The organism is Nocardia sp. 2TAF39 (genome assembly GCF_052114905.1).
Taxonomy (GTDB): domain Bacteria; phylum Actinomycetota; class Actinomycetes; order Mycobacteriales; family Mycobacteriaceae; genus Nocardia.
In genome coordinates, this window is record NZ_JBFRFQ010000005.1 from 40,843 (window position 1) to 66,974 (window position 26,132).

26 protein-coding genes, 1 tRNA gene and 1 pseudogene are annotated in these 26,132 nt (G+C 65.2%); 16 read left to right on the top strand and 12 right to left on the bottom strand.

Going from position 1 to position 26,132, the window contains the following annotated elements; all coding sequences use genetic code 11:
• Positions 1-300 precede the first annotated feature (300 nt).
• The 3 genes from AB4Z47_RS04745 (at position 301) to AB4Z47_RS04755 (ending at position 4,549) form a co-directional block, all read left to right on the top strand.
• Positions 301-2,577 (top strand): polyribonucleotide nucleotidyltransferase, encoded by a 2,277-nt coding sequence (locus AB4Z47_RS04745; protein WP_441948108.1) that lies wholly within the window; start codon positions 301-303, stop codon positions 2,575-2,577.
• Positions 2,578-2,615: 38 nt separating this feature from the next.
• Positions 2,616-3,956 carry a M16 family metallopeptidase gene (locus AB4Z47_RS04750; RefSeq protein WP_441948301.1) on the top strand — a complete coding sequence of 447 codons (1,341 nt, stop codon included), beginning with the start codon at positions 2,616-2,618 and terminating at the stop codon, positions 3,954-3,956.
• Positions 3,957-4,132: 176 nt separating this feature from the next.
• Positions 4,133-4,549: a hypothetical protein gene (locus tag AB4Z47_RS04755; protein WP_441948109.1), complete on the top strand. Its 417-nt coding sequence runs from the start codon at positions 4,133-4,135 to the stop codon at positions 4,547-4,549.
• 29 nt (positions 4,550-4,578) lie between these two features.
• On the opposite strand, the gene AB4Z47_RS04760 is transcribed toward AB4Z47_RS04755, so the two are convergent.
• Positions 4,579-4,908: an ArsR/SmtB family transcription factor gene (locus tag AB4Z47_RS04760; protein ID WP_441948110.1), complete on the bottom strand. Its 330-nt coding sequence runs from the start codon at positions 4,906-4,908 to the stop codon at positions 4,579-4,581.
• Between the two features lie 93 nt (positions 4,909-5,001).
• Between AB4Z47_RS04760 and AB4Z47_RS04765 the strand changes: the two genes are divergently transcribed.
• From AB4Z47_RS04765 to AB4Z47_RS04785, 5 genes and pseudogenes are all read left to right on the top strand, one after another.
• A complete protein-coding gene (locus tag AB4Z47_RS04765; protein ID WP_441948111.1) occupies positions 5,002-6,222 on the top strand; it encodes an MFS transporter in 1,221 nt (406 codons plus the stop codon).
• A gap of 74 nt (positions 6,223-6,296) precedes the next feature.
• Positions 6,297-6,372, top strand: a tRNA-Gly gene (locus AB4Z47_RS04770).
• Positions 6,373-6,494: 122 nt separating this feature from the next.
• A complete protein-coding gene (locus AB4Z47_RS04775) occupies positions 6,495-7,811 on the top strand; it encodes a hypothetical protein (RefSeq protein WP_441948113.1) in 1,317 nt (438 codons plus the stop codon).
• Positions 7,812-7,890: 79 nt separating this feature from the next.
• A complete protein-coding gene (locus AB4Z47_RS04780) occupies positions 7,891-8,883 on the top strand; it encodes a hypothetical protein (RefSeq protein ID WP_441948115.1) in 993 nt (330 codons plus the stop codon).
• Between the two features lie 125 nt (positions 8,884-9,008).
• A pseudogene (locus AB4Z47_RS04785) lies at positions 9,009-10,003 on the top strand (IS5 family transposase); the annotation flags it as partial.
• 57 nt (positions 10,004-10,060) lie between these two features.
• Here AB4Z47_RS04785 and AB4Z47_RS04790 read toward each other — a convergent pair.
• Together AB4Z47_RS04790 and AB4Z47_RS04795 are read right to left on the bottom strand one after the other, a co-directional pair.
• Positions 10,061-10,828: an alpha/beta hydrolase gene (locus AB4Z47_RS04790; RefSeq protein ID WP_441948116.1), complete on the bottom strand. Its 768-nt coding sequence runs from the start codon at positions 10,826-10,828 to the stop codon at positions 10,061-10,063.
• Between the two features lie 328 nt (positions 10,829-11,156).
• Positions 11,157-11,717 (bottom strand): TetR/AcrR family transcriptional regulator, encoded by a 561-nt coding sequence (locus AB4Z47_RS04795; protein WP_441948117.1) that lies wholly within the window; start codon positions 11,715-11,717, stop codon positions 11,157-11,159.
• Between the two features lie 142 nt (positions 11,718-11,859).
• On the opposite strand from AB4Z47_RS04795, the gene AB4Z47_RS04800 reads away from it, so the two are divergent.
• From AB4Z47_RS04800 to AB4Z47_RS04810, 3 genes are read left to right on the top strand one after another with little or no spacing between them, the layout of a single operon-like run.
• A complete protein-coding gene (locus AB4Z47_RS04800; RefSeq protein ID WP_441948118.1) occupies positions 11,860-12,162 on the top strand; it encodes an alcohol dehydrogenase catalytic domain-containing protein in 303 nt (100 codons plus the stop codon).
• Entirely contained in the window at positions 12,159-12,464 is a 306-nt protein-coding gene (locus tag AB4Z47_RS04805) for a hypothetical protein (protein WP_441948119.1), read from the top strand. Before AB4Z47_RS04800 ends, AB4Z47_RS04805 begins: the two co-directional genes overlap by 4 nt.
• A gap of 40 nt (positions 12,465-12,504) precedes the next feature.
• Positions 12,505-13,290, top strand: a complete 786-nt coding sequence (locus tag AB4Z47_RS04810) for a DUF6119 family protein (RefSeq protein WP_441948121.1) — start codon at positions 12,505-12,507, stop codon at positions 13,288-13,290.
• A gap of 278 nt (positions 13,291-13,568) precedes the next feature.
• On the opposite strand, the gene AB4Z47_RS04815 is transcribed toward AB4Z47_RS04810, so the two are convergent.
• Positions 13,569-14,816 carry a restriction endonuclease gene (locus AB4Z47_RS04815; protein WP_441948302.1) on the bottom strand — a complete coding sequence of 416 codons (1,248 nt, stop codon included), beginning with the start codon at positions 14,814-14,816 and terminating at the stop codon, positions 13,569-13,571.
• Positions 14,704-16,653, bottom strand: a complete 1,950-nt coding sequence (locus tag AB4Z47_RS04820; RefSeq protein WP_441948122.1) for a TOTE conflict system archaeo-eukaryotic primase domain-containing protein — start codon at positions 16,651-16,653, stop codon at positions 14,704-14,706. The genes AB4Z47_RS04815 and AB4Z47_RS04820 overlap by 113 nt, the downstream gene beginning before the upstream one ends.
• A gap of 311 nt (positions 16,654-16,964) precedes the next feature.
• Between AB4Z47_RS04820 and AB4Z47_RS04825 the strand changes: the two genes are divergently transcribed.
• From AB4Z47_RS04825 to AB4Z47_RS04835, 3 genes are all read left to right on the top strand, one after another.
• Positions 16,965-17,375 carry a hypothetical protein gene (locus AB4Z47_RS04825; protein WP_441948123.1) on the top strand — a complete coding sequence of 137 codons (411 nt, stop codon included), beginning with the start codon at positions 16,965-16,967 and terminating at the stop codon, positions 17,373-17,375.
• 239 nt (positions 17,376-17,614) lie between these two features.
• Positions 17,615-17,851 carry a FitA-like ribbon-helix-helix domain-containing protein gene (locus AB4Z47_RS04830; protein WP_441948125.1) on the top strand — a complete coding sequence of 79 codons (237 nt, stop codon included), beginning with the start codon at positions 17,615-17,617 and terminating at the stop codon, positions 17,849-17,851.
• Complete coding sequence (locus AB4Z47_RS04835) at positions 17,848-18,252, top strand: type II toxin-antitoxin system VapC family toxin (protein ID WP_441948127.1); 405 nt, start codon at positions 17,848-17,850, stop codon at positions 18,250-18,252. Before AB4Z47_RS04830 ends, AB4Z47_RS04835 begins: the two co-directional genes overlap by 4 nt.
• A gap of 125 nt (positions 18,253-18,377) precedes the next feature.
• On the opposite strand, the gene AB4Z47_RS04840 is transcribed toward AB4Z47_RS04835, so the two are convergent.
• The 5 genes from AB4Z47_RS04840 to AB4Z47_RS04860 form a co-directional block, all read right to left on the bottom strand.
• On the bottom strand, positions 18,378-18,872 hold the full coding sequence (locus tag AB4Z47_RS04840) for a DUF6933 domain-containing protein (protein WP_441948128.1): 495 nt from the start codon (positions 18,870-18,872) through the stop codon (positions 18,378-18,380).
• Between the two features lie 228 nt (positions 18,873-19,100).
• Positions 19,101-20,276, bottom strand: a complete 1,176-nt coding sequence (locus AB4Z47_RS04845; protein WP_441948129.1) for a hypothetical protein — start codon at positions 20,274-20,276, stop codon at positions 19,101-19,103.
• Positions 20,273-20,605: a hypothetical protein gene (locus AB4Z47_RS04850; protein WP_441948131.1), complete on the bottom strand. Its 333-nt coding sequence runs from the start codon at positions 20,603-20,605 to the stop codon at positions 20,273-20,275. The genes AB4Z47_RS04845 and AB4Z47_RS04850 overlap by 4 nt, the downstream gene beginning before the upstream one ends.
• Before the next feature lie 621 nt (positions 20,606-21,226).
• Complete coding sequence (locus tag AB4Z47_RS04855) at positions 21,227-21,628, bottom strand: DUF302 domain-containing protein (RefSeq protein ID WP_441948132.1); 402 nt, start codon at positions 21,626-21,628, stop codon at positions 21,227-21,229.
• Between the two features lie 268 nt (positions 21,629-21,896).
• Complete coding sequence (locus AB4Z47_RS04860; RefSeq protein WP_441948134.1) at positions 21,897-22,625, bottom strand: SDR family oxidoreductase; 729 nt, start codon at positions 22,623-22,625, stop codon at positions 21,897-21,899.
• Positions 22,626-23,199: 574 nt separating this feature from the next.
• On the opposite strand from AB4Z47_RS04860, the gene AB4Z47_RS04865 reads away from it, so the two are divergent.
• Both AB4Z47_RS04865 and AB4Z47_RS04870 read left to right on the top strand, forming a co-directional pair.
• On the top strand, positions 23,200-23,727 hold the full coding sequence (locus AB4Z47_RS04865) for a DUF2231 domain-containing protein (protein ID WP_441948136.1): 528 nt from the start codon (positions 23,200-23,202) through the stop codon (positions 23,725-23,727).
• Between the two features lie 2 nt (positions 23,728-23,729).
• Positions 23,730-24,152, top strand: coding sequence for a hypothetical protein (locus AB4Z47_RS04870; RefSeq protein WP_441948138.1), 423 nt, complete (start codon positions 23,730-23,732; stop codon positions 24,150-24,152).
• 214 nt (positions 24,153-24,366) lie between these two features.
• On the opposite strand, the gene hemB is transcribed toward AB4Z47_RS04870, so the two are convergent.
• Both hemB and AB4Z47_RS04880 read right to left on the bottom strand, forming a co-directional pair.
• A complete protein-coding gene (gene hemB, locus AB4Z47_RS04875) occupies positions 24,367-25,344 on the bottom strand; it encodes a porphobilinogen synthase (RefSeq protein ID WP_441948139.1) in 978 nt (325 codons plus the stop codon).
• Positions 25,341-26,132 (bottom strand): aspartate/glutamate racemase family protein, encoded by a 792-nt coding sequence (locus AB4Z47_RS04880; RefSeq protein WP_441948141.1) that lies wholly within the window; start codon positions 26,130-26,132, stop codon positions 25,341-25,343. Before AB4Z47_RS04880 ends, hemB begins: the two co-directional genes overlap by 4 nt.

Here is a 26,132-nt window from a genome sequence, read left to right on the forward strand (position 1 = left end):
TCGCCTCGTTGGCTACTTGTGTATCAGGGGTGGATTTGCCCCGTCGCACTACAACATGCACAGCCGTATGCACCCGCCGCGTGGCGTCGGTCTTCGGTAGTGGCCTTTCGGCAGCGGGTTCGCGCCGTCGGGCTTCGATCGATGACCGCCTCCGCGTCGCCGTGTCCAAGGGGATTCGGCCGGGTGTGCGCGTCGCAGCCAGGAGGGTTGCCGCGCGCCCGTGCCCGGTACGGCTGACAACAGCCGGATCGCGCCCACAACGCGCTCGAGCCGGCGAAGACGAGAGGTTGAGAGAAGAGAATGACCGAAACAACTGAACGCAAGACATCGGCCATCGAGGTCGAGCCCGGCGTATTCGAATCCGTCGCACTGATCGACAACGGCAGCTTCGGCACCCGCACCGTCCGGTTCGAGACCGGACGCCTGGCCAGGCAGGCCGCCGGCTCGGTCGTCGCCTACCTGGACGACGAGACCATGCTGCTGTCGGCTACCACCGCGGGCAAGCATCCCAAAGACCAGTTCGACTTCTTCCCGTTGACGGTCGACGTCGAGGAGCGGATGTACGCCGCAGGCCGCATCCCCGGTTCGTTCTTCCGCCGCGAGGGCCGTCCCTCCACCGACGCGATCCTGACCTGCCGCCTGATCGACCGGCCGCTGCGCCCGTCGTTCGTCGACGGCCTGCGCAACGAGATCCAGGTCGTGGTCACCGTGCTGAGCCTGGACCCGAACGACCTCTACGACGTGGTGGCGATCAACGCCGCGTCCGCGTCCACCCAGATCGCCGGTTTGCCGTTCTCCGGCCCGGTCGGCGGCGTGCGTGTCGCGCTGATCGACGGTCAGTGGGTGGCGTTCCCGACCGTCGAGCAGCTCGAGGGCGCCGTATTCGACATGGTGGTCGCGGGGCGCGTGGTCGAGTCCGGTGACGTCGCCATCATGATGGTCGAGGCCGAGGCCACCGACAAGGTGATCGAGCTGGTCGAGGGCGGCGCGCAGGCGCCGACCGAGGCCGTCGTCGCCGAGGGCCTCGAGGCCGCCAAGCCGTTCCTCGCCCGCCTGTGCCGCGCACAGCAGGACCTCGCTGAGCTGGCGTCGAAGCCGACCGAAGAGTTCCCGCTGTTCCCGCCGTACGGCCAGGACGTGTACGAAGCCGTCGAAGGCACCGCCAAGCGCGAGCTGAGCGAGGCGCTGGGCATCGCGGGCAAGCAGGAACGCGAGGAGAAGATCGACGAGATCAAGCTCGCCGTGCTCGACCGGCTCGGCGACGACTTCGCCGGTCGCGAGAAGGAACTGGGCGCCGCGTTCCGCTCCGTCACGAAAAAGCTGGTGCGCCAGCGCATCCTGTCCGACGGCTTCCGTATCGACGGCCGTGGGCTCGCCGACATCCGTGCGCTGTCCGCCGAGGTCGCGGTGGTACCGCGCGCCCACGGCTCGGCGCTGTTCGAGCGGGGCGAGACCCAGATCATGGGTGTCACCACCTTGGACATGGTGAAGATGGCCCAGCAGGTCGACTCGCTCGGCCCGGAGACCAGCAAGCGCTACATGCACCACTACAACTTCCCGCCGTTCTCCACCGGCGAGACCGGCCGAGTCGGTTCGCCCAAACGGCGCGAGATCGGTCACGGTGCGCTGGCCGAGCGCGCGCTGATCCCGGTGCTGCCCAGCCAGGAGGAGTTCCCGTACGCCATCCGGCAGGTCTCGGAGGCGCTGAGCTCCAACGGCTCCACCTCGATGGGCTCGGTATGTGCCTCCACACTGTCATTGCTGAACGCCGGTGTGCCGCTCAAGGCGCCGGTCGCAGGCATCGCGATGGGTCTGGTGTCGGACACCATCACCAATGACAAGGGTGAGGACGAGGTCCGCTACGTCGCGCTGACCGATATCCTCGGCGCCGAGGATGCCTTCGGCGACATGGACTTCAAGGTCGCGGGCACCCGCGAGTTCGTCACCGCGCTGCAGCTGGACACCAAACTGGACGGCATCCCCTCGCAGGTGCTGGCCGGTGCGCTGAGCCAAGCGCACGACGCGCGCACCACCATCCTGGACGTGATGGCCGAGGCCATCACCACCCCGGACGAGATGAGCCCGTACGCGCCGCGCGTCACCGCGATCAAGATCCCGGTCGACAAGATCGGCGAGGTGATCGGCCCCAAGGGCAAGGTGATCAACCAGATCACCGAGGACACCGGCGCCAATATCTCCATCGAAGACGACGGCACCGTGTTCGTCGGCGCGACCGACGGCCCGTCGGCGCAGGCCGCGATCGACGCGATCAACGCCATCGCCAACCCGCAGCTGCCGAAGGTCGGCGAGCGCTTCCTCGGCACGGTCGTCAAGACCACTGCCTTCGGCGCGTTCGTCTCGCTGCTTCCGGGCCGTGACGGTCTGGTGCACATCTCCAAGCTGGGCAACGGCAAGCGCGTCGCCAAGGTCGAGGATGTGGTGAACGTCGGCGACAAGCTGCGCGTGGAGATCGCCGACATCGACAACCGGGGCAAGATCTCCCTGGTACCGGTCGACGAGAACGCCGAAGAGCCAGCCGACGACGCGGCCGATGCCGGCGCGGCCGGGACCGAGTAGTACTTGTCTCTGTGACGAAGAAGAAGACGGCAACCCCTCTGCTCAACACCGGGCGGGGGGGTTCGTCACTGGAGCTGCGGGTGGAGAGCGAAACCGGAGTGCGGCGTACCGTGCTGCCCGGCGGATTGCGCGTGGTCACCGAGTACCTGCCCGGGGTGCGCTCGGCCTCGATCGGTGTCTGGGTGGGGGTCGGTTCGCGCGACGAAGGCCCGACGGTCGCGGGCGCCGCGCATTTCCTGGAGCACCTGCTGTTCAAGGCGACGCCCACGCGGTCGGCACTGGACATCGCCGAGGCGATGGACGCGGTCGGTGGTGAACTCAACGCGTTCACCGCCAAGGAGCAGACGTGCTACTACGCGCACGTGCTCGACGAGGACCTGCCCTTGGCTGTCGACATGGTGTCCGACGTGGTGCTGAATGGCCTGTGCCGGTCCGTGGATGTCGACGTCGAGCGTCAGGTCGTGCTCGAGGAGATCGCCATGCGCGACGACGACCCCGAGGACCTGGTCGGCGACGCGTTCCTCACCGCGCTGTTCGGCGACCACCCGATCGGGCGCCCGGTGATCGGCTCCATCGAGTCCATCGAGGCCATGCGGGCCGCGCAGCTGCGGTCGTTCCATCTGCGGCGCTACCGGCCGGACCGGATGGTGGTCGCGGTCGCGGGCAACGTCGAGCACGACCACACGGTGGAGTTGGTGCACCGTGCTTTCGAGAATCGACTCGACCTTTCGGCGACGCCCGCGCCGCGGCGGGAGGGACGGTTCCGCCCGCACGGCACGCCGCAGCTGCACTGGAGCCACCGCGACAGCGAGCAGGCGCATCTGGCCTTCGGGGTGCGCGCCTTCGGGCGGCACGAGGGGGATCAGCGCTGGCCGTTGTCGGTGCTCAACGCGGTAGTCGGTGGCGGGCTGAGTTCCCGTCTGTTCCAACGCATCCGGGAAGAACGCGGGCTCGCCTACTCGGTGTACTCGAGCGTCGACACGTTCGCCGACACCGGTGCGTTCTCGGTCTACATCGGATGCCAGCCGGAGAACCTCGGCCAGGTGGCGACACTGGCACGTGATGTGCTGGAGGAGGTGGCGGCCAACGGTATCAGCGACGCCGAGTGCGCGCGGGCCAAAGGCTCGCTGCGCGGCGGCCTGGTGCTCGGCCTGGAGGACTCCGCCTCACGGATGAATCGGCTCGGACGCAGCGAACTCAGTTACGGCAACCATCGCAGCGTCTCCGAAACCCTTTCCCGCATCGACGCCGTCACGACCGAGGAAGTGTCCGCCATCGCGCGCACGCTGCTGTCCCGGCCCTTCGCCGCGTCGGTCGCGGGGCCGTACAAGCGCACTCGCGATCTGCCCGCGACCGTTCGGCGGCTGGTGCCCAGCTGATCCCGGTACCGCTGCGATGTGATCACGTCGGCCGGCCCGGATCTCCGTGTCCGGCTTGGTGGAGAATCCGTTGCTGCGATACGGTTTCGGCCGACCGGGGGTCGGCATCCGCGTTGGTGTAGTGCTGAACTCGGTTGTCCAGGTACCGTTCCGGCAATCTGTGGCTAGGAGTCGAGATGAACCGAACGAATCGTGCCCTTCGCTCGCTGTGCATGGGGTCGATGCCGATCCTCGTGCTGTCCGCGTGCGGCGGTGAGAACGGGGGCACCACAGGCGGGCCGACTGCTGCCGCGCTACGCGACGAAGCCTCGAAGATGACGGCCGCGTTGGCGAGCCACGATTACGCTGCCGCCTATCAGTTCCGCTCCGCGCGCTGCAAACTCACGCTGAACGAGGACGATTACGCGGCGTCCATGGCGCAGCTCTACGACGGCAGGGACCTGAAGAACAAGCCGTCGGAGGTCACCGTCACCACGTCGGGATCGACGGGAACGGTCACGATCAAGAACTTCGATGCCCGCGCCGGTGAGGACGATACGAAGCCGCGGACCTGGACGTTCATCGACGGGCAGTGGCGATTCGACAGCTGCTGAACGCGGTTGCGGCAGCGAAGGCGACCGTATCACTCACGCTGGGCCCGATTGGCGGCTTCGACGATCGTGCGGACCAGCCCGGGCAGGGCGGATTCGAGATCCTCGGTACGCAGGCGCTGGCAGGTCTGGCCCGCGATGATCAGGCGCTCGATGACGCCGGCTTCGCGCAGGATCTTGAAGTGGTGGGTGGCGGTCGATTTGTTGATCACCTCATAGAGCGCTCCGCAGCGGACGGCCGTCCCCGCGTTGCTGAGTCGTCGTACCATTTCCAGGCGCACCGGGTCCTGGAGCGCGCCGAGCACCGTGGGTAGCGAGGCCACCGGCGGCGCGTCGGATGCTGCCTCTTCAGCATTCGCCATGATCTAGCTCACTCCCAGGTTTGATGATCATCGTACTAGATGTATGGTCGATTGCGGTTCGACCGTTATCAAACTTACCTGATCGGAGTTTCGATGGCAGCGACAATGACGGTGGCCGCAGCGGACGAGCAGACCGAACAACGTTGGGCGTACGCCTTGGTGCTGGCCGCGACCGGCGTGGCACTCGGGGTGTCGGGAGTGCCCGCACCGCTGTACGGCATCTACGAGAGGCAGTGGCACCTCTCGCCACTCACGACGACCATCGTGTTCGCCGTCTACGCGGTCGCCGCGCTGGGCGCGGTGCTGGTGTCCGGACGTATTTCCGACGTAGTCGGTCGAAAGCCGGTGCTGCTCGGCGCTTTCGCCACCATGGTGGCGGGGCTGGTGGTGTTCGTGCTCGCCGACAGCGTCCCGCTGCTTCTGCTCGCGCGTGCGCTGCATGGCGTCGCGGTGGGCTCGACCGTGGTCGCGGGCGCCGCCGCGCTACTGGATCTGCGTCCGCATCGCGGCGCGCGGTCCGGGCAGCTCAGCGGCGTGGCGTTCAACGTGGGCATGGCCGTGGCGATCCTGGGCTCGGCGCTGCTCGCGCAGTACGCCCCGCATCCGCTGCGCACGCCCTACATCGTGATCACCGTTGTCTGCCTGGCGATCGGCGTCGGCGTGCTCGCACTGCGCGAACCGCACTCGGCGCGGGTGGCCGATCGTATCCGGATCGCGAAACCGGCGGTGCCGCAAGAGATCCGCGGCGACTTCTGGTTCTCGGCGATCGGGGTGATGGCCGCCTGGTCGGTGCTCGGTGTGCTGCTGTCGCTGTACCCCTCGCTGGCCACTCAGCAGACCGGCATCCACAACCTGGTCTTCGGCGGAGCGGTCGTCGCTTCGACCGCGCTCTCCGCCGCCACCGCACAGCTGTTCGCGACCGGGGTGCCCGCACGGTGGGCCGCGATCATCGGCGACACCGGCATGGCGCTGGCGCTGCTGCTGACCGTGCCGGCGCTGGCCACACACAACTGGGTCGCGGTGCTCGGCGCCGGTGTCGCGCTCGGAGCGACCTTCGGACTCGGCTTCGGCGGTTCACTCCGCCACCTGTCGGACGTTGTGCCACAACACAAGCGGGGCGAAACGATGTCGGCATACTACCTCCTGGCCTATTCGGCCATGGCGTTGCCCACCATCCTGGCCGGCTGGGCGGCCACCGCCTGGGGCCTGAGCACCGTCTTCCCGTGGTTCATCGGGGTCGTCGCCCTGGCCTGCTTGTTCGCGGCCGGACTCGGCGTGCGCCGCAACCAGGCGGCGGCCAGGCACACGGCGTGAGCGGCAATTGGCATTTGCCCCCGGGTGTCCGCTAATGTTCTGTGTCGCATCCCGGACAAAGCCGCGATGCGAATGCGGATGTAGCGCAGCTGGTAGCGCATCACCTTGCCAAGGTGAGGGTCGCGGGTTCGAATCCCGTCATCCGCTCCACGAAAACGCCAGGTCAGTAGCGTGAGCTACCGGTGTAGACGTGCATGTCACCACTTGTGTCACCACGTCACCATTTGCGGTCACGACAGCTTCTCAGGGCAACTACCGGCTCTGGAGGCTTCATGCTCACTCCCCGCCCGCGGCCCCGTAGTAACGGGTCGATCGCTTGGCAGGTTCCGTTCCACTACTACGACGAATCCGGGCGTCGACGGTCGACGTCGGAGACTTTCGACGATTTCGAGGCGGCTGTGCGCTGGTGTGAGCTGGCCGAGGTGGTCGGGGTCGGCGAGGCGCGCCGGATCCGGGAGATTCAGCTCGGATCCGGAGTGCGGTATACGACGCTGGTGGAGTGGTTGCGCAAGTACACCGCGCGGCTGACCGGGATCGAGGAACGCACCCGCGCCGGCTACATCCGCTACATCGATGTCGACATCGAACCGTTCAGGGGCTCCTCGCTCCCGATCACCGCGTTCAACCAGGATCTGGACGCGGCGTGGATCGTGCACCTGGAACAGGACAAGGGCAACGGCGCGAAAACCATTCACAATAAACACGGATTCCTCTCCGCCGGTTTGAACGCGGCCGTGGCCGAACGCCCGTCGCCGTTGATTCCCTACAACCCGTGCCTGGGTATCCGGCTGCCGCGCCACGACGCGCCGGAACTCGACATCTTCGACAACGACGAATGGGAGTTGTTCGAACAGTTGATGCCGCCGCGGTGGCGCCCGCACGCCGAGTTCAACCTCGTCTCGATGGCACGGCCCAGCGAGGTCACCGCCATCCAGATCCGCGACATCGACAAGCGCACCGGTGACGTGCGCATCAACAAGGCGTGGAAGCACGTCGGCGGTGAGATGAAGCTGGGAAAGCCGAAGTCCTCGCGCGGTATTCGCACCGTCACGGTTCCTCTGGAAACCCTCGAGCGCTTCGACCTCGACCGCCCGGGGGACGAGTTGCTGGTCCACACCCAGCAACGACACCCCGATCAGCGCGGGCTACTTCTACGCCAAAGCCTGGGTACCCGCCATACGCCGCTTGCGCGCCCTCGCCGACGGCAACCTCGAACCGTTCGGCCCCAACGCCCAATGGAAGGGCGCGGATCCGGACTACCTGCTGGAACGGTTCGCCGACGCGATCGCCTCGATGCGCGGCAAGCGCCTGACGCCCTACACGCTGCGCCACACCGGCATCTCCTGGAAGCTCCAGGATGGCGTGCCGCTGTTCGTCGTGTCCCGCGACGCCGGACACAAATCGGTCAACACCACCGACGCCCGCTACGGCCACAACGACCGCCGCGCCAGCGCCGCAGCCGCCCAAATCATCGCCAATCGGCTGCCCCGCGCCCGCGCCGCGATGCTGCGCACCGTCGCTTGAACCAGCTGCTCCGAGTACTCGACCTGCCCACCAGGATTCATTTCATGACCGCAGCGTCGGAATGAAATGAAATGGAATGAAACGGAATCCCATGATGCTGAAAGCCGTCGACGCACACACCACAACCACCGACACCCCGCCGCGATGCCAGTTCCCTTGGACAACGGGGGCACATGCGAGGCCGCCGTCCTGATCAGCGGCAGACCGGGCGCACCGCGCAAATACTGCGACAACCCCGACCACACCGCCCAGAAAGCACTGCGCCACAGGCGCAGAGCCGACGACCAGGCCGTCAAACGCATGGAGCAGCGCCCGTCGCGTCCGGTCACCGACGGCATGAATGTCTTCGACGATCTTGTCGACCGCATCGAGCTGACGCGTGCGGAACTGGCAGCCATGCTGGTCGACGCCGGTGAATTGATCGCCGAGGTCACCGACCCCGCGGTCATCGACCGCGAGATCGCCGAGGTGCGACGGGACGCGACCGTCCGCATCGCCGCCGCCGAACAGGCTCGCGCCGATGCGGAGAAATCGGCCACGGTCATGGCACGTCGGCTCGACCGCGCGGTCGAACTCGAGGAGCTGGCCCTGGTCGCCGCCGACGAAGCCGCCGAGGAAGCACAGCAGGCCAAAGACCTTGCCGCACAAGCTGCTACCGACGTACAAGAGCGCATTGCCGAGGTGGAAGCGGATCGCGACCGGGTGTACGCGGAGGCCGAAGCGGTCTTGAAGGAAATGCGCGGACACCTCGACGCTGCCCGTGCTGCACAGGCCCACGCCGAAGGCGAACGAGATGCCGCAATCGCCAACGCCAAGACCGCAGCGCAAGAGAACGCGACGCTACGCCAACGGCTCGAGGACCAAGCCACCGAACACCAACACCAGGTCGAACAACGCGATATGGAGTACTCCCGCGCTATTACCGCTGCCCACGCCATGGCCGACCGCGCCGCCCGCGAACACCGCGACCAAGTCAGCGAGATCCTGTGGACATACCGCGGGCCGATCAGTCCGATACACACCGAACGCCAGCTCGAACAGAGCACAGCCGCTGCCGATCTGGTCGGCCTTACAACATCGGCCGTCTGCTTAGGACTGAAGATGGACCGGGCACGGCGTTCGGCTTCCATGCCATGAACCACGACGTCACCGCATGGTTGCATGCACGCCGGTGTGTCAGGGTCTTAGGGCCTGTCTGGAGTCGTGATCAATGCGGTCTGTTTTCGGGCCCGAGGGTCGCGCCGAGCTGGTAGAACGCTCCGGTGACGCAACGTGAACTGAGCGATGACGAGTGGGAACTAATAGAGCCGTTTCTGCCGATAGTGCGGTACGGCCCTTTCCCACAGCGCCTGCGGGAGCAGTTCGAGGGCGTCATCTGGCGGTTCCGCACTGGCAGCCAATGGCGAGAGGTGCCAGAGGAGTTCGGGGCCTGGCAGACGGTCTACGGCCGCTTCACGCAGTGGCGTGACGTCGGCATGTTCGCCGCACTGATGGAGGGGATGATGGCCGAGGCCGCTTGGCGCGGCCAGGCGGATATGTCTTTGGTCAGCGTGGACTCCACGGTGGCCCGCGCCCATTACGACGCGGCCGGGATGGTGGTGGAACCGGAGGTCCTGGCGGCGCTGGAAGAGGCCGCGGCGCAGAAAAAGGGGCTACGGAAACCGCGCAAATCGCCCCTGCGACCGTCGACTCGCTGGCTGGCGATTCGCTGGCTGGGGAGTCCGAGCGGGCCGAGCGCCGGCGGCTGCGTCGGCGCCGCCGGGCCCGGCTCGAGGCCGCTGCGCTGGGGCTTCGCGCGGCGGGCTGACCAGCAAGGTCCACCTCGCGGCAGACCGGCGATGCCGCCCGCTGGCGTTCGCGCTCACGCCTGGGCAGGCCGCCGACAGCCCCGGTTCGTCGCGGTGTTGGAGAAGGTCAAGGTGCGCGGACCAGTGGGCCGTCCGCGCACCCGACCGGACACAGTAGCTGCCGATAAGGCGTACTCCTCGCGGGCGAACCGCGCCTACCTGAGCAGACGCGGGATCAGGCGGTCATCCCGGAGAAGGCCGATCAGGCTGCGAATCGCAAGAAGCGCGGCAGGGACGGCGGTCGACCGGTGGCCCATGACGCTGAGCAGGACAAGGAGCGCAACACAGTGGAACGCTGCATCAACAAGATCCGAGCATGGCGGGGCCTGGCCACGCGCTACGACAAGACGCCCGCGAGCTACATGGCGGGGCTCCAACTACGCGGATCCATCATCTGGATGCGCAGCCTCAACCCGGGGCCGCGATCGCGACGCCCGGCGGCAAGCCGGACGCCGCAACCGCGCACGTCAGGCCGGCGAGGTGATCGGCCGGCCGAAGTGCCGGGCAAAGAACCGGACCGCGCTGTCGGCCTCGAACCGGGGCAGCTCCTTGTGCTTGCCCGAGTTCACGTGCAACGACTTCTCCTTTGAGGCGAAGGCGTCGAACAGCGCGAGACCCTCCTCGCGCGAGATGTGCTCGTCGTCCCACTGCAGGTCGAACTCGATCGGGATGGTGATTTGCTTCGCCTTCTCGGCCAGGACATCAGGCCAGTGCTGGCCGAAGACCGCGGCGGTGATCCTGGGTTCGATCGCCACGAACGGTATGCCGATCGCGGTGCCCATATTGATGCCCCAGAAGCCGACCGGCCCGTCAGTGCCGATCTCCGGAAGTTCCTGGAGGGCGTCCAGGGTCGCCTGGTACTCGGGCACGGCGAGCTCCGCCAGGTGCGCGTTGTAGCGCACGACGATCGGGCCTTCCGGCTCACCCGCCGCCCGCGCCCGGAACAACTCGGCGATTTCCGCCTCGTCGTGCGTCGTGCTCGGCCGGTCGCCGTGACCGGGCGCGTCGATGACGGCGACGTGGAAGCCGCAGCCGGTCACGAGGAGACGGGCGCGGCCGGACATCGCCGGATGCTTCTTGTGGTTGCCGCCGCCGTGGGCCATCAGGACCAGGGGTGTGCGATTGGCTGCGCCGGAAGCCGACGACCAGGGAACGCCGGGGACGCCGCCCACGATGAAGTCGCGTTCGACCATGCCGTTCGACGACGACTCGGCGGTGAACTGCAGAGAGTGCATAGGTGTTGCCTTTCGGGAATGCCTTGTTGTCGAGGCGCTCCCGGCGTCATCTATGTCAATCGCCAGCCGTGATGGGAAGGGAGGAGCACCCACGTTGATACAGCGTTCATGGGTTTCACCTCCTCGGGTGGTGTCACGGTCGACAGAAAGCTACCAGCCCGATGATCATCCCTCAACCCATTTCCCCGCCACGTCGTTACGACTCCAGACAGGCCCTAGTCCGGTCAATGGGTGAGGGACGACCGGGTCGTCCCTCACGAGATATTGTCAAATTCTATGGATCACGCAGCGACGGGCTGGTCTTTGTCTCGGTTGGCTTTTGGCGTGGTCAGGTCGGTGGTGGCCGTTGTTGTTCGGTGGCTGCTTCAAGCACTGCGCGGATGAGGTCGGAGGATTGTTCGGCGATCCGGGCGGGGGGATAGGGCCGGTCGTGTTCGAGCCACCAGAGGATCGACTGCACGAACATCGCTGAGATGATGCTGGGCACCAGATCGTCCGGGGTTCGATCGGGCAGATGCGCGGTCGACATGGTGGCGAGCGCGTTGCGCATCCGGTCGGCGAACCAGGGGCTGCCCTTGCGTCCCAGTAACGCGCGGTAGAGGCGGTGGTAACTGTCGATGTGGCGCAGGAAATCGGCCCAGCGTTGTCCGGGTGAGCGGGTGTCGTCCTCGGTAGCGGTCATCTCCGCCATGGCCTCGTCGAAGATCTGCTCGACGAGGTCGTATTTGTCGCGGTAGTTCCGGTAGAACGCGGCTCTGCTGATCATCGCGCGGGAGGTGAGTTCACCGACGGTGATGCGGTCGAAGCCGCGGTCCTCTATCAATTCCACCAGCGCCGCGCGCAGCAGTGTGCGTGTCCGGCGCACCCGCACATTATCCGGGCGAGACATTCATGGGCTCCTTGTCTCGTTCTACACAGTCTGACGAATGTGATCCTTGCGCCGCCGCTGCGGGTCCCCAGAAACTGGACTAGTCATCGCGTACGAGACAGATTGTCTCGATATGAACCGTCTGTCAATGAAGGAGTGTGGCATGCGTGCTGTTCGGGTGACCCGGTTCGGCGCACCGGAGGTGCTGGCCGTCGACGAGGTGGACGACCCGGTACCGGGCGAGGGGCAAGTCCTGGTCGAGGTCGACCTGGCGGGGGTCGCCTATGGGGATGTGATTGTCCGATCGGGCCGATACCCCTTGCCGCTGCCCGGGATTCCCGGCCTCGAGGGCGCCGGGCGCGTACTCGCGGTCGGCCCCGGCGCGGACGAGACATTGGTCGGCAAAACAGTTGTCGCAACGACCGTCGGCTGTGGGATCTCGGCGTCGATGGGTACTGCGAGATGATCAGCCACATCGAGGCCGCAGCGCAAATCGATGGATTGACAGTCGGCGACAAGGATATTCAGCTTCGAGCCGCCTATTCTCTCAGCCTTCGGCTCGCAAAGACGGTACTCGGTTTGGTCTCAGACCTCAACACGCTGCAGGGAATGCGCAACGGCCCGATCCTGCCCGGGCTGGAGGGGATTGAACAGCTGGTGGCACTGAAAGCCAATCATCCGCAGGTGCCCCAGTTGCACGAGCGACTCGTGAGCCGCTTGCTCGGAACCTCCGACGAGCCGATCGGCCCGCCTCAGCTGGCCCTATGAGCGCCTTGGCGTGCACGCTCCGGTGGTGAGCTGCATGGCAATGGGATTCGGTGACCGCCAAGCCCGGGTCTTCGACGGCCTCCCCGACATCGCCGACGTGCAGAAGTGGTTTGTAGGGCAATCGCCGGAAGCCGTTCGACATCGCCTCCGCTCGATCACCCTGCAGCTCCACGGTGAAGCGAATCCGACCAAAACGTCAGCGGTATCGTGGCCGGTCACGATCCGGAACTGGCTCGCATTCGAGCTGCGCGACGGTGCTCAGCGCTACTGCCTGCACAACGGCGCCTGGTATCGCATGGATACCCGGAATCTCGAACGCGTTGATCAACGGACGGACGACATTCTGTCGCAACCGGCAAGCATCTCGTTGCCCGCCTGGGTCCCCGGGGAAACGGAAGGTGACTACAATATTCGCGCCGCAGGTGTCATCGGCGGATACCTATTGGACAAGAAGATGATTCATACGCCGCTCCATCCACGCGGCATAGAGTCGTGCGATATCTTTGTTCCGCCCGGCATCCTCATTCACGTCAAACGAGCCGACAAATCCGCCTCGATCAGCCATCTGCTTGCCCAGGCATTGGTATCCGCCGAAGCCCTCGCGCATGACGAGTTTGCCCGCGAAGCATGGATGAAAAAGATCGAATCGGTATCAGGCGGAGCGGTATCGCACGCTACGGCCACCGAGGTCGTGCTGGCCATCGCGGGCGCTAAACCGGTAACGACGAACACCCTGTTCACGTTCTCCAAGGTGAACCTGATCCGGCAGTACGACCTACTGCGGAATCTGGGGGTGAATGTCCGAGTGGTCTCGATTTCCATCTGACGCAGTGCGTTAGGTTCGACGGCGCGGGGCGCGGTCTGGACACGAACAGTGAAGTGCTGCACCGACTACCGCGATCCGTTTGCCCGGTCCGGGCGGCAGTTCGCGGTGGTGCGCCGCGAAGTTTTCGGCACGTTCGCAAGCGATGGCTAGGATTCGTCCGGGGCTGGGTTGATGGACAGTAGCCAAGCATTTTGTGCGGATCCATCGCCGATGGCTGCTGCGCGCTGACGATACCGGCAGCTCCATGGGGGCAAGCGGGCCTGCTTTCCTTCCGGTCGTCATCGCCCAGTGGTCGGCTTTCTGCGGCGGGAGGGTTTCATCGTGCCAGGGATGACGTCCTTGCCGAGATGCTCCTTGATCAGATATTTCAGCTCCGGTCCATCGATGAGTTGCATGCGGCGGTGCCGCAACGCGAAATCTTTGCTGGCCTTGCCGAACCATGACGTCGTCACGAGCACGCCGCGGCTGGCATGCATGTCCTCCATGACGCCAGCCAGCGCCCGAATCGCGTCGATCCCGACGACGTCGCGGTACCGCTTGGCCTGAATTACACACTCGCCACCCATGACCGGGTCGGTGTTGATCGCGACGGCGTCAATGCCGTCGTCCTTGGATGCCTGGGTGTTCCACGACTGCATGCCCATCGCTTCAAACAGTTGCCGTACCAGCCGTTCGAAGTCGTATGGCGTCATGTCCAACAGCACGGGCCGTGAGTCGAGGCTGCTGGCCACGTCGACAGAAGCGTCGAGTTTATAGCGGGACAGGTCGGGATCGAAGATCGGCCGAACAGGCTCGAGATCCCACGGATGCGGTGAAACGATCGCATTCAAAAACCGAAGGCACTCAACCGGATCCAGCTCTGTGAGTACCAGCTGTTCGAACTGCTCGCGCGTAGCGGAGACGCTGATCAGGCACTGGTCCTCCGGCTGACCAGTCGCCTTGTTCCGCCCGGCCACCAGACCGTTGATCGCTACCTCGTCGACCAACGACGCAGGCTGCACGGCAAATGCGTCGCGCATTGTCAGCAAGACCAGTTGCCCGAGCAGATCGGCGTACCGCTGTCGCAGCTCCTTTACCGGACGGGCCGCGCTTACGATGTCGTCACGCGCCTGCACGTAACGATATTCGCGTTCTGTCGGAATGACTTCGATGCCGGGGAGTTTCCGGTCGATCAATAGTCGCTGTGGGTCTGGTTGGTAGGCAACTTCGACATCGATCGGCAGATCCACAGGCAGCTGCGTCGCTTCCAGGAGCACTTCGAAGCATTCTTCGACCGAGGCCGGTACTGCGCCGTCGACGCCGAGCTGAAGAGCGTCGACTCGGCTGTTGTGCTGTTCGACCGCTTCCGCACGAGTCTGCTCCGTGGCGTCATGCTCCTCCATGGCGGCGGCCCAGGCCGCGTGACCGAAACTGTCACCTGATCTTGCAGCAGTCCCCAGTATTTGTGCGCCGGCGTGGTGCGCGGTCTGGATGTCTGTAGTGATCTGCTGTAGGCGGGCTTCGTCGGCGACCAGCGCCCGATAGATCTCGGCCATTCCGCCCGGTTGGGACGGATCGGCGTCCCCGTTGTAGGCGAATTGCGTCGGATGAATCTCGAGCACGGGGTGGGGGTGCAGGCGTTTCACCGTTGGTCGGTAGTTGTCCTGCCGCGGGACTGTCGACAGTGTGGATGCGTGAGCCGAGTTGGTGGTAGATCAGGTCGTCGAGTTGGTCGCGCCGGTAGGGGGTGGCCGTGAGTCCGAGCCAGTATCTGGCGGGTATTTGGTTGAGGACTTCGGTGAAGGCGGAGGCGGCGATGTGGTGGCATTCGTCGACGATGACGAATCCGTAGCCGTTGGTGAGTTCGGCTACGTTGGTGCGGCGTGCCAGGGTGGGGAGCAAGGCGATGTCGATGACGCCGGTGGTCTTGGATCGGCCGCCGCCGATTTGTCCACACTTGAATCCGAGATGGTCAGCGATCCGGACCCGCCATTGGTCGGCCAGGGCTTTGCGGTCGACGAGGATCAGTGTGGTCGTGGCGCGGGATGCGATTGCGGCGCAGGCGATGACGGTTTTGCCGGTGCCGGGCCGTGCGACAATTACACACGTGTCGTCGACCTCGATGTCGCCTACGGCGGCTCGCTGGTCGGGGCGCAATTCCGCCGAGCAATGGAATGACTGTGGGTCGCCTTCGATTCGGTTGTCTTCGATGCGCAGTGTGCTGTCGGCGGATTCGACTAGTGTGGTGAGCAAGGGCAATAGTCCGCGGGGGAGGACGAGGTCGCAGTCGAGGGTTTCGTCGTAGCTGCGCAGGTATCGTGGTGTGTCCCAGGTACTTCGGCGGGCGCGCTGGCCGGTGTAGAACTCGGGGTTCGGGATGGACGCGGCGTGTTTGACCGCCGAAATCATGGCTGGGCCCAGATCGGCAGCGGTCAGTTGGAGTCTGGCTGCGAACGTTGCGCGCACCACGGCTGCCGGGCGTGGCATGATCCGCGAAGAGGTCGGCAGTTGCAGGCGCCGAACATCGTGTCCGACTTTTGGTTCGGGCAGCGTGTTGGCAAGTGCGGCGACTTGTTTCGGTGACAGTCGGGGGATGCTCGACAGGTAGGCCCACTGGTCCTCGAAAGGTTCGAGAGTGGCCGGATCCAGGAACAAGGTGGTGCCGTGTTGGCGTCGGGTTCCAATCAGTGGTGCGGCGATGAGATTGCCTATGCCGCGGCCGGTGTGCGTGTCCTGTGACGGGAACAGTCGGACATAGCTGGACAGATTCATGCTGCCGCGCAGCTGGATCGCCTCGGCCAGCAGACCGGTGGCGATCCGTCGAGCTAGAGCAGCGGCGGTGGCCTGTGCCAAAAAGATCCACACATGCGCACCTCGACCGGATTGCGACACCTCGAGCGCTGCGGGGATGTCCTTGGTGCGGGCCGCTTTGAGGTATGCCAAGGCATCGAGCATCGCGGTGTCTTTGTCGAAGTCCGCGGCGACCCACCAGCAGGTGTCGTCGTCGCCCAGCGGATACAAGCCAATGTGGTGCGCCCCCCGCAGATGGGCGGCGACGACCTCGTCGGTGAGCGGCAGGTACGACGCCTCCGATCGTGACATGCCAGTGCGCCAACGTCCCCGGATCGCGGGCATCCAGCCCGATCGACCGTCCTGGCGGTTCTCCCGGCGAATCGCGTAAAGATCGGGGCGGCAACGGAACAAGTCGAGGTAGAACCGAACCTTGGCTTCCGGAGCCGAACGCATGTCGACCGGGGTCGACACCGCGATCTGGTCCGGATCGGCTGCGCGCGCCTGGTTTTCGGTGAGGTCGAGTAACCGCCGCAGGCGGGCGTTGTCGGCACGGAGGGACTCGAGCTCGCCGGGGAAGCGTTCCACGGCCATCCAGTGTGCCGTGCCATCGTTTCTACCGCTGAGAGTGGTTACGGGATGGGTTGCTCATTCCGCCCACCGCGTGAGGTTGCGTACAAGCCTAATCGACCGACGCGATTGCTCCCGCAACTCCGCCCGCCTCCGACCATGACGGCAAATTTCGGCCTATACGAATCGCGCGACTCCGCGTCTGGTTCCGAGTGTCGAGTCGTCCAGCCGGAACACGCTACGGCGTACTATTTTTACGTCCTCTCCTCTATTTACTTGCGTAAAATTCTCTATTTGCGTTACCCTGACCGTCAGGGGCAAGAACAAGGAGTCCTGTGAGCGCAACCATCGAAGTGGACGATCGGACCTACAGATCCTTGGAGTTCGCAGCACGCATGAGCGGCAGCACGCCGGGTGATGTTGTGGCCAAACTGGTGGCTGATGCAAGCATCCCTATCCCCACGACGAGCGTGGAGGCAGAGAAAACCAAGACGACAATCAAGGTCTCGGTCTACGCCGACTACGAGGGTCACCGTACGCACGGCTCCTACGACCGCAACACCACCCGGATCGACATCACATCGGGACCACTCGCCGGACGCAGCTTCAAGACGCCGACCGGAGCGGCCGGGGCTGTGGTAGCGCACTACAAGCCGACTGTCAGCCCCAACCGCAATGGGTGGTCCTTCTGGATATTGAACGATGGGTCGGGCAAGTCTCTTCAGAGCATCCGGCACTCGGCATGAACGCGGCTGCGAAAGAGCACTTCCACGCCGACATCGTGGCCGACACACGGCGGGCCCGGCCAGCCATCCGAACCCAGCCGTGCTTCGCCGCCAACAAGCCTCGGTGAGGCTGTTCGCCCCAGCGATGCCTGACTAAATCCGGCGTCGATCCACCGCCGTAGGTGGACGGCGGTACACCGGTATCGGCAGAGGACACCGTATCGGCACATGCGCATGACATTCGCATGTAGCCTGTAGGTATGGTCGTTGCGATTCAGATCAAGGACGTGCCCGAGGAAGTGCGGGACGCTATCGCCGCACGTGCCGCAGCTCGCGGTCAGTCCACTCAGGTGTACCTTCGTGCCCTGCTGGAACGAGAGTTGCGTGCCGAGCGGAACAAGCATCTGCTCGAGAGCTTGACAGGGCACCGCAGCCTCGGCGTAAGCGCTGAGGATGTCGTCGAGGAGATTCGTGGCGGCCGCGAGGACGACGAGTGATCGTCGTCGACGCGAACGTCATGGTTATGGCCTTGTCGAGCCCTGCGACTCAGGGCAACACCGCGCGAGCGGCGATGCTCGCCGACGACGACTGGATCGCTCCCTCGCACATGCCATTGGAGGTGCTGCGCACCCTCCGCAAAGCCGTGCTCGGCAATCGCTTGACCGCCAACGACGCCGACGCCGCGTTCCGAGCGCTCGCCGCTATGCAGATCGTCTACGTAGGAACCGATGTCTCTCTGTTACATACGGTCTGGGCGATGCGCCACAACGTCTCGGTATACGACGCGGCCTACCTGGCGGTCGCTGTCCTCCACGACGCTCCGCTCATAACCTTCGATGCCCGGCTCGCCAAAGCCGCCGAACAGACCAAACCAGACATCCGCGTCACGTTGCTCTGATTCGGCGTGCGTGCCATTGGCGCGGAGCCCCTCGCGTCCGGTGTCTCGACGTGCGCGACCGCACTTGTCCCCACCGACGAGCACATATCTCGACCGGCTTCGATTTCGATGTTGAGTAACAAGATTCATCTCGCTGTCCACCCCTTGGCAACGAGTTCGATCGGCGGCCGATAGTCGCGGGCACTCGAGATGACGCGGCGCAGGCTCCGGTTGAGGTACATGCTGTCGGTATGGTCGAGGCCGCCGGAGCCATCGATGACGTGTTGGCAAGTAAAGGCCAAGTCGTTCATGCACCCGAGCACCTGACGATCCGCCGTCGTGGCCAGGACGAGTTCGCGTGCCCCGGTGTCGGCAAACGTGTCCAGGGGTAGTTGCTCGTCGCGGAGTTCCCGCTGGATAAGGCGAGTCGTGAGGGTGCCAGTGGCGCGTAGGTCGGCTGCGGTGACGTCCGCTTCGAAGACGGTGAACAAGGTCGCGGAGTGGGTCAGCAGGAGACATTTGCGGCGGTTGAACCACAGCAGGTTGGCGTACCAGTCATCGGGATCGGCCTCGGGCGTCGACTTGTTGAGCCGCTGGGTGCCGATGACAGTCAAGAGTTTCTTGGTGCACCGTAGGATCATTTCGCGATGGTCGGGTTTCTCGGTCGTAGCGTCTCGCGGTGGTGGGAAGCGTTCATCGCGCAAATTCTCCCATCGCACCGCATCATCGACCCCGATCAAGTCAACTTCCGAACAGCACTAGCGACTGCACTCCGGCGACGGAGTGCTTTCCCCATGGCGAGTCACCGTCTGTGTCGCCTCAATGTCGTTTATCCGTCCGCGGCACCGAAGTCGATCGCGCACCGCCTATCAGCCCCGATTCGCCTCGATGTCGACGGTGACCAGACGTCTGATGAAGGCCGGCTTGCTGGTGTGCCGTTCACACAATGCTCTCGCCTGCCGCGTGAAGACATCGGTGTGGCCGTCCCGTTCGGCGAGATCGCGCAGGTCGGTGAGCAGCTCGATCGCGGCGTCGTACTGGCCGGACTTCTTGGTCGCGACCATTACTTCAATTCGTTGCCAGGCACCGTCCTGGTCGCGGGCGAGCTCGTTCAACCGCCGTTCGCGTTGACGTGCCCGCCGGGCCTCGAGCCGAGCGTGCTGTTCGGCCCGGACAGCTGCCTCACGGCGTTCCCGCTCGCTCCGGTGTCGGGCCGTACCGTCGAGCAGGTCAGCGACGGTACGCCGTGGCGCCTGGTCGGGTGCGGCCGTCGTGGACTCGCGGAATCGGCGCAGAAGTTCCATATGAACACTCGCCGCGTCGTCATCGGCGACACGCAGCAACAGCCGATCTTTCTCTGCCACATCGAGATCGGCGATCCATGCGGCGAGCGCACGCGGATCATCGGCCACCGCGTCGAGATCGGGGCTCGCCGACGCCGCGACGTGCAGCAGATCGCGGTCCAGCCGCAGGAAGTCGGCCATCGCCCGCTGAGCGGCGGTGATTGTACGCAGTCCCGGCGGCACCGGCGGCTCGAGTTGGTCATCATGATCGCGGCCGAAGGCCCACGCATCGCGTTCCCACATGCCGTACCCGGCCAACCAAGCCAAATACAGTGGTCGCAGATCTCCGGCGGCAAGATCGGCGCGCACTCCGACGATGGCCGACAACGAAGTCTCCGCGTCCTCCGCCCAGTCACCGGACTCATCCTCACTCGAGAAGCCGAGAATGATGTTCGTGCCGGATGTTTCGGCGGTGACACAGTCGCCGAGACAGTACTGTTCTGCCACCTCGGGACCGAGCAGTGTGCGCGGCAGTCGGAACATCAGCTGGCGAGTCCCCCAATTCGCCAGATACAGGTGCGCATCGTAGTAGCGCTCGACCATCCGGCGTATATCACCCCGGAAACTGCCCCAGTGGTATTCGTTGACGAAGCTCGTCGCGGTGATGCGCGCCCGGGTGGACAAGGCTCGCACCTCCGCCTGCTGACGGTCGTCCAGCGGGCGGTCGAGGGCGACGAACTCGTAGTACTGGTACTCACTCACGACAGCACCTCGAACGGCTCTGCGGTGAAAGCGGAGTCATCACCGAGATGGAAGAACAGGTGTCCGCGTAGCGTGGCGGATTCGGTCAGGACAGCCCAGCCGCGACCGTTGACCGGCTCCCCCTCGTCATCACCTTCCCAACTGAACTTCACGCACTCACGACCGTCACGGATCCCGATACAGCAATCCATCCACCCGCGCACGGCGATGAATCCGAACTCACCCGTCCCACCAGGGTGGAACTCCATGAATCCAGGCTCGACAAGATCGATGGCTTCGCGATCCCACAAGTCCATCGCCACGATGCGCCAACGTCCCGCCACAGTCATCGACATTCCCGTCCAGGTGTGTCCAACATCCCGGCGAGGATAGTCATGGTCATGCCACTGCCGGTTGGTGACCGGTCACACCCGAACACTATGTGGCACATCAGGTTCAATGATGCAGCGACCAAGCCAGTCCCGTGGTCCGGTGCGGGAGACATCCCGTCACCCACTGAGGGCTGGTGACTACGTCACCAGGCAGATGGTAGCTTGGTGCCCCACAACGTACTGAAAAGTTCTGAAAGGTCTGTTGAGGCCCAGCATTTGGGTTAGCTGAGGCGATTGACCAGGGCTTTTGTGAAGCGTCTCAGCGGGGTTCGAATCCCGTCATCCGCTCCACGAAAAGCCCAGGTCAGCCACTGAATGGACAGGCAACGTGGCGGTGGTGTCACCGTCCGAAATCGACTCGAGCGTGTGAATTGGCCGGGCTGAACTTCGACCACACCGACGATCTCATCGTGGACTGGTGGCTACTCCGCTGTGAACTGGTTCCGAGCGGGCAACGATGCGCACGCCGACGAGCTGACCTGGGTGAGGCCAGATCAGGTTTTGGCGCAATGTTGGTGGCGCCCAGTCGCTGCCATCGGCCGGATCGCCGCTGGCTGATCAGGTGAATCCTGCGGTAGGTCAGCGGTCGCGGAGGGATTCGATTGCTGTGCGGAGTTTGGTGGTGGCCTCGGTGGCGATGGGCTCGAGTGCGGGCTCGCTGGTGACCTGGACCATCAATTCGGGGTTCATCGCTTCGATGATGATGGTGTTGTCGGTCGCGGTGTCGCGGCGAACGATCACGTTGCAGGGGAGCAGCAGCCCGATCTGACGGTTCACGCCGACCGCGCGGTGGGCCAATGCGGGAGCGCAGGCGCCGAGGATGCGGTAGTCCTCCATGTCCTCGCCGAGTTTGGTCTTCAACGTCGATTTCATATCGATTTCGGTGAGCACGCCGAATCCCTGGTCGGACAGTGCCGCACGGGTTCGTTCGACGGCGTCGTCGAAGCTGGTGTGGAGTGTGGTGGAGAGGGCCAGGTTCATGGTGCGGCCTGCTTTCTGTCGGTTCGGCTTCGGTGATGAGACGTCAAAGGCGTCGAGCTGGTCGAGTTGGCGGGGACACCGAGTCGCAGGAGTTGCAGCGTCGCCGGGCACCAGCCGCAGCAGTACGAGTGGGAAGTCAATACCCCGGGGTATCTCGAGGTGAAGGGTGGGCTCCGGCATGGTGTCGATCGGGAGCGTTCGGCGCCGCCGATCCCGTTCACATCCGAACAACTTCGATACCCCGAGAACGAACTCGGTCAGGCGGGGATCAGACGATGCCGCCGTTGGCGCGGATGACCTGTCCGTTGATCCATCGGCTCGGGCCGGCCAGGAATGCGACGACTTCGGCGATGTCGTCGGGTGTGCCGAGGCGTTCGAGCGGCGGCTGTGCGGCCATGCGGGCGATGGTTTGTTCGTCCTTACCGTCGAAGAACAGGGCAGTGGCCGTGGGGCCGGGAGCTACGGCGTTGACGGTGATGTCGCGGCCGCGCAGTTCCCGGGCCAGGATGCGGGTGACAGCTTCGACGGCAGCTTTGGTGGCGGCGTAGGCGGCGTAGCCGGGCAGTGCCAGGCCGAGGACCGAGGTGGAGAAGTTGATGATCGCGCCACCGGGTCGGAGCCGGCGGGCGGCCTGCTGGTCGACGACGAAGGTGCCGCGAATATTGGTGCGGTGCATCCGATCCATAGCGTCCAGGGCCAGGTCCGCAACCGGTGCGAGGTTCATCGTTCCGGCCGCGTTGACTACGACGTCGACGCCGCCGAACTGCTGCTCGGCAGTGTCGAACAGGGCGGCGACGGCGGCTTCGTCGGCGACGTCGGCACGGACCGCGACGGCCTTGCCCCCTGCTGCGGTGATGCCCTTGACCGCGGCGTCGGCCTCGGCGGTGTCGGCCGCGTAGGCGATGACGACCGCCATACCGTCGGCGGCCAGCCGCTCGGCGCTGCGCCGTCCGATGCCCCGCGATCCGCCGGTCACAATCGCCACTCGGGCGCTCATGTTCTCGGTCCCTTCGGAAGTGGGTTTTCCTGCTGGACACAATTCCGCTTACGGCAGGCGGGAGCCGGAGGGGTCACCATGCTCCCCGGGATATCCACCGACTGCTACATCGAAACCGAACAAGGTCGCGGCGGATTCGGCTGCCGGACATCGAGCTGACACCGATCGGATGCTCGCTGTGACCTGCAAGAGCAGCGGCGGAGGTGACGTCGAGGCTCGAGTTACAGCGGCGGGCGCTGCGGTCTCGCCGTTTGAATGCGGATTCGTGGGTATCCGTTCTGGTGAGTCTCGAGCGAGAGGAGATGAGCACGATGATGACCATGGATCAGATGATGGCGATGGCACGCGACTGGTTGAATCAAATGTTTCCCGGCATGCCGATGATGATGTGATCATCCACCGCGGAACGCCTGTAAGACGGCTGCTGACACCGAGGCTGAGCGGGCTCTAGCGGTCCGGTGGTTCTTTCGAACCTCGACACGACATCGGGCCGCAGGTGCAGCACGGCCTTCACCGTGTCCGCCGGGAGGGCAGCAAAATTTCTGCGCGTAGTCGAGGCTGAAGGGAGCCGGATATGCAGGCCGATTTGCAGCATGCGAAGCGTCCGGTCAGCACGGTACTGGCGGGTCCGTACGGGCACCCATTCCATCCGATCATGGTCACTGTTCCGATCGGCGCGTGGGTGTCCGGTCTGGTGTTCGATATCGCCAGCCGCTTCGTCGACGACCCGGATTTCCTTGCGAAGGGCTCGCTGTGGCTGACCGGCATCGGCGTCGTCGGCGCCTTGGCGGCCGCGACGGTGGGGTTCCTGGATCTGCTTGCCATACCGACCGGTACCGCGACGTTTCGCACCGCCCTGGCGCACATGACCCTGAATCTCGCTGTCACCCTGGCCTATGTCGTGAACTTCCTGTGGCGCGGCGCCGGCAACGGTCCGACGGGTGCAGTCACCATCGGACCGATCGTGTTGTCCGTAATTTGCCTCGCCGTGCTGGCGATATCCGGATTTCTGGGTGGAAAGCTGGCCTACCACTACGGCGTCCGCGTTGCCGACGAACAGATCCAGGCCGAGGGCTACCGAAAAACATCGGAGGAGCATTGATCATGGATATTGCCGCGCTCGTCACCTGGGTGCTGACCGCGTCGGGTGGCGCTTTCCTGTTGGGAACCTGGATCGCCAAGGGCGGCCTGCGTCGAAACGACGCCAGTCATTTCCCACCCGCAGTGATCTTCGGCCACTTCGCGTTGGCCGCGATCGGACTGATCATCTGGATCATCTATCTCCCCACCGACAACCGCACGCTCGCCTGGATCGCGTTCGCGCTGCTTGTTCCCGTCGCCCTGCTCGGCTTCCTCATGCTGATCCGGTGGTTGCCGACCTATCAGAATCGCACCACGAACGACACCGTCGGCAGCGAACTGCCCGAGCAACATTTCCCAGTCGCCGTCGTCGTCGGCCACGGACTTCTCGCCGTCATCACGGTCGTACTCGTACTCCTGGCCTCAGCGGGTGTCGGCAGCAGCTGAGCACAGCCAGGCTTGTCAGCCGCGCCACGCCGGGCTCGGTGTCGCAGGCGGCCGCCGAACAAACTTCACCTGCCTGCGGCCGGCGCCTCGAATTGCGTCGGCGCGGCTCCGATCAGGTCGTGTAATAGGACTCGCGCCGGCCTCAGCGGTAGTAGCCGCCGTCGCGGTGTCGTCTCGAACCGATAGTCGTGACACCGCTTCCGCTCGTCGGCAGCTACCCATGTAGTCGCTGCGCGACCTCGGTGGCCCAATAGGTGATGACGATCCGCGCCCCGGCCCGGCGGATCGCGGTCAGGCTCTCCTCGATGGCCCGCTCACGCTGCAGCATCCCATGCTGCGCAGCGGCCTCGATTGCGGCGTACTCACCCGACACCTGGTAGGCGGCGACCGGCACATCCACCATGTCGGCCACCCTGCGCACCACGTCGAGATAGAGTCCGGCGGGTTTGACCATGACCAGATCGGCGCCCTCCTCGATGTCCAGCAACACCTCGCGCAGCGACTCGCGGAGGTTGGCCGGGTCCTGTTGATGGGTGGATCTGGTGCCGACCAACGAGGATTCGACGGCCGTGCGGAAGGGCCCATAGAACGCGGAGTCGTATTTCGCTGCGTAGGCGAGGATGGCTACGTGCTCATACCCGGCGGCGTCGAGCCCGGCGCGGATGGCGGCGACTTGGCCGTCCATCATGCCGCTCGGCGCTACCAGGTGGGCTCCGGCTCCGGCCTGTGCCAGCGCGACCCGAGTGTAGGCGCGAAGCGTGGCGTCGTTGTCCACGTCGCCGTCGGTCCCGAGGAGACCGACGTGCCCGTGATCGGTGTATTCATCGAGATTGATATCGCCTATCACCACGGTCGTGTCGCCCACCTCGGCCGCGACGTCGGCGATCGCGAGCTGAGCGATGCCGTGCTCGTCCCAGGCACCGCGGCCGTCGGGATGCTTGGCCTCGGGGATACCGAAGATCATGATTCCGCCCACGCCCGCCTGTGCGGCGGTCGCGGCCGCCTTGCGCAGGCTCTCGCGCGTGTGCTGGAGCTGGCCGGGCATCGCGGGGATGGGCCGGGGCTCCTCGATTCCCTCGCGCACGAACAGGGGCTGGACCAGCTCTGACGGGTGCAGTCGGTTCTCGGCCACCAGTGCGCGTAGTGCTGCGGTACGGCGAAGCCGCCGCGGTCGGACTGTGGGGAAGTTCATGACCTGGGCTCCAGTATCCGCTCGATGTGCTCGACGACGGCCAGGGACGGCTGCCGGTACCAGTACCCGGTCTCGGCCCTGGCGGTTATGCGGAGATCGCGCAGGCCCACCTGGTGCTCGGCGGTCTTGACCGCCAGCCCGCCGGGGTCGATGACCGGCAGCCCGCACAGCTCCCGGATCTCCAGGTGGACGAGGATCTCGTTGGGTATGCCTTCCGCGGGCACCAACCATTGCGCACCCGCCTTCGCCGCTCGCTCGGCGGCGGCTGTGTACGCCCGCACGAACGGCTCGAAATCCTCGGCCAGCGCGCGGGAGACGACAGCAGCACCGTCGTCGATCACCTGGTATGAGGCCAGGGTGGCGCCGGCGGAGGCGATGTTGTCGGTGATCGGCTCGGCCAGGTGGGGGATGAAGCCGAGCACGCCGAGCCGGTGACGCTCCTGCCGGGCAGCCTGCCAAGTAGCATCTCCGTACCCGATCACGGGGATGGTGGCGCGGACGCGCGCGGCGGCCAGCCCGGGGTCCTGGCCGGCGCCGCTGATCCACGCGGCGCAGCCGTCGCGTTCGGCGGACACGGCCGTGCGTGCGAAGTAGTCGCCGAACAGCAACCCGAGCGACCCGAAACCGACCAACTCCTCAGGCAGCTCAGTCGTATAGGTCAGCGGCGGAAGGGTGTGGATCTCGACCGTGGTGCCGGGCCCTGACACCTTGGTCAGATGGTCGGCGTAGAGCTTGTCGAGCAGCGGCGAGCGCCCCTCGACGGCGTGTTTCTGGAACCGAATTTGCAT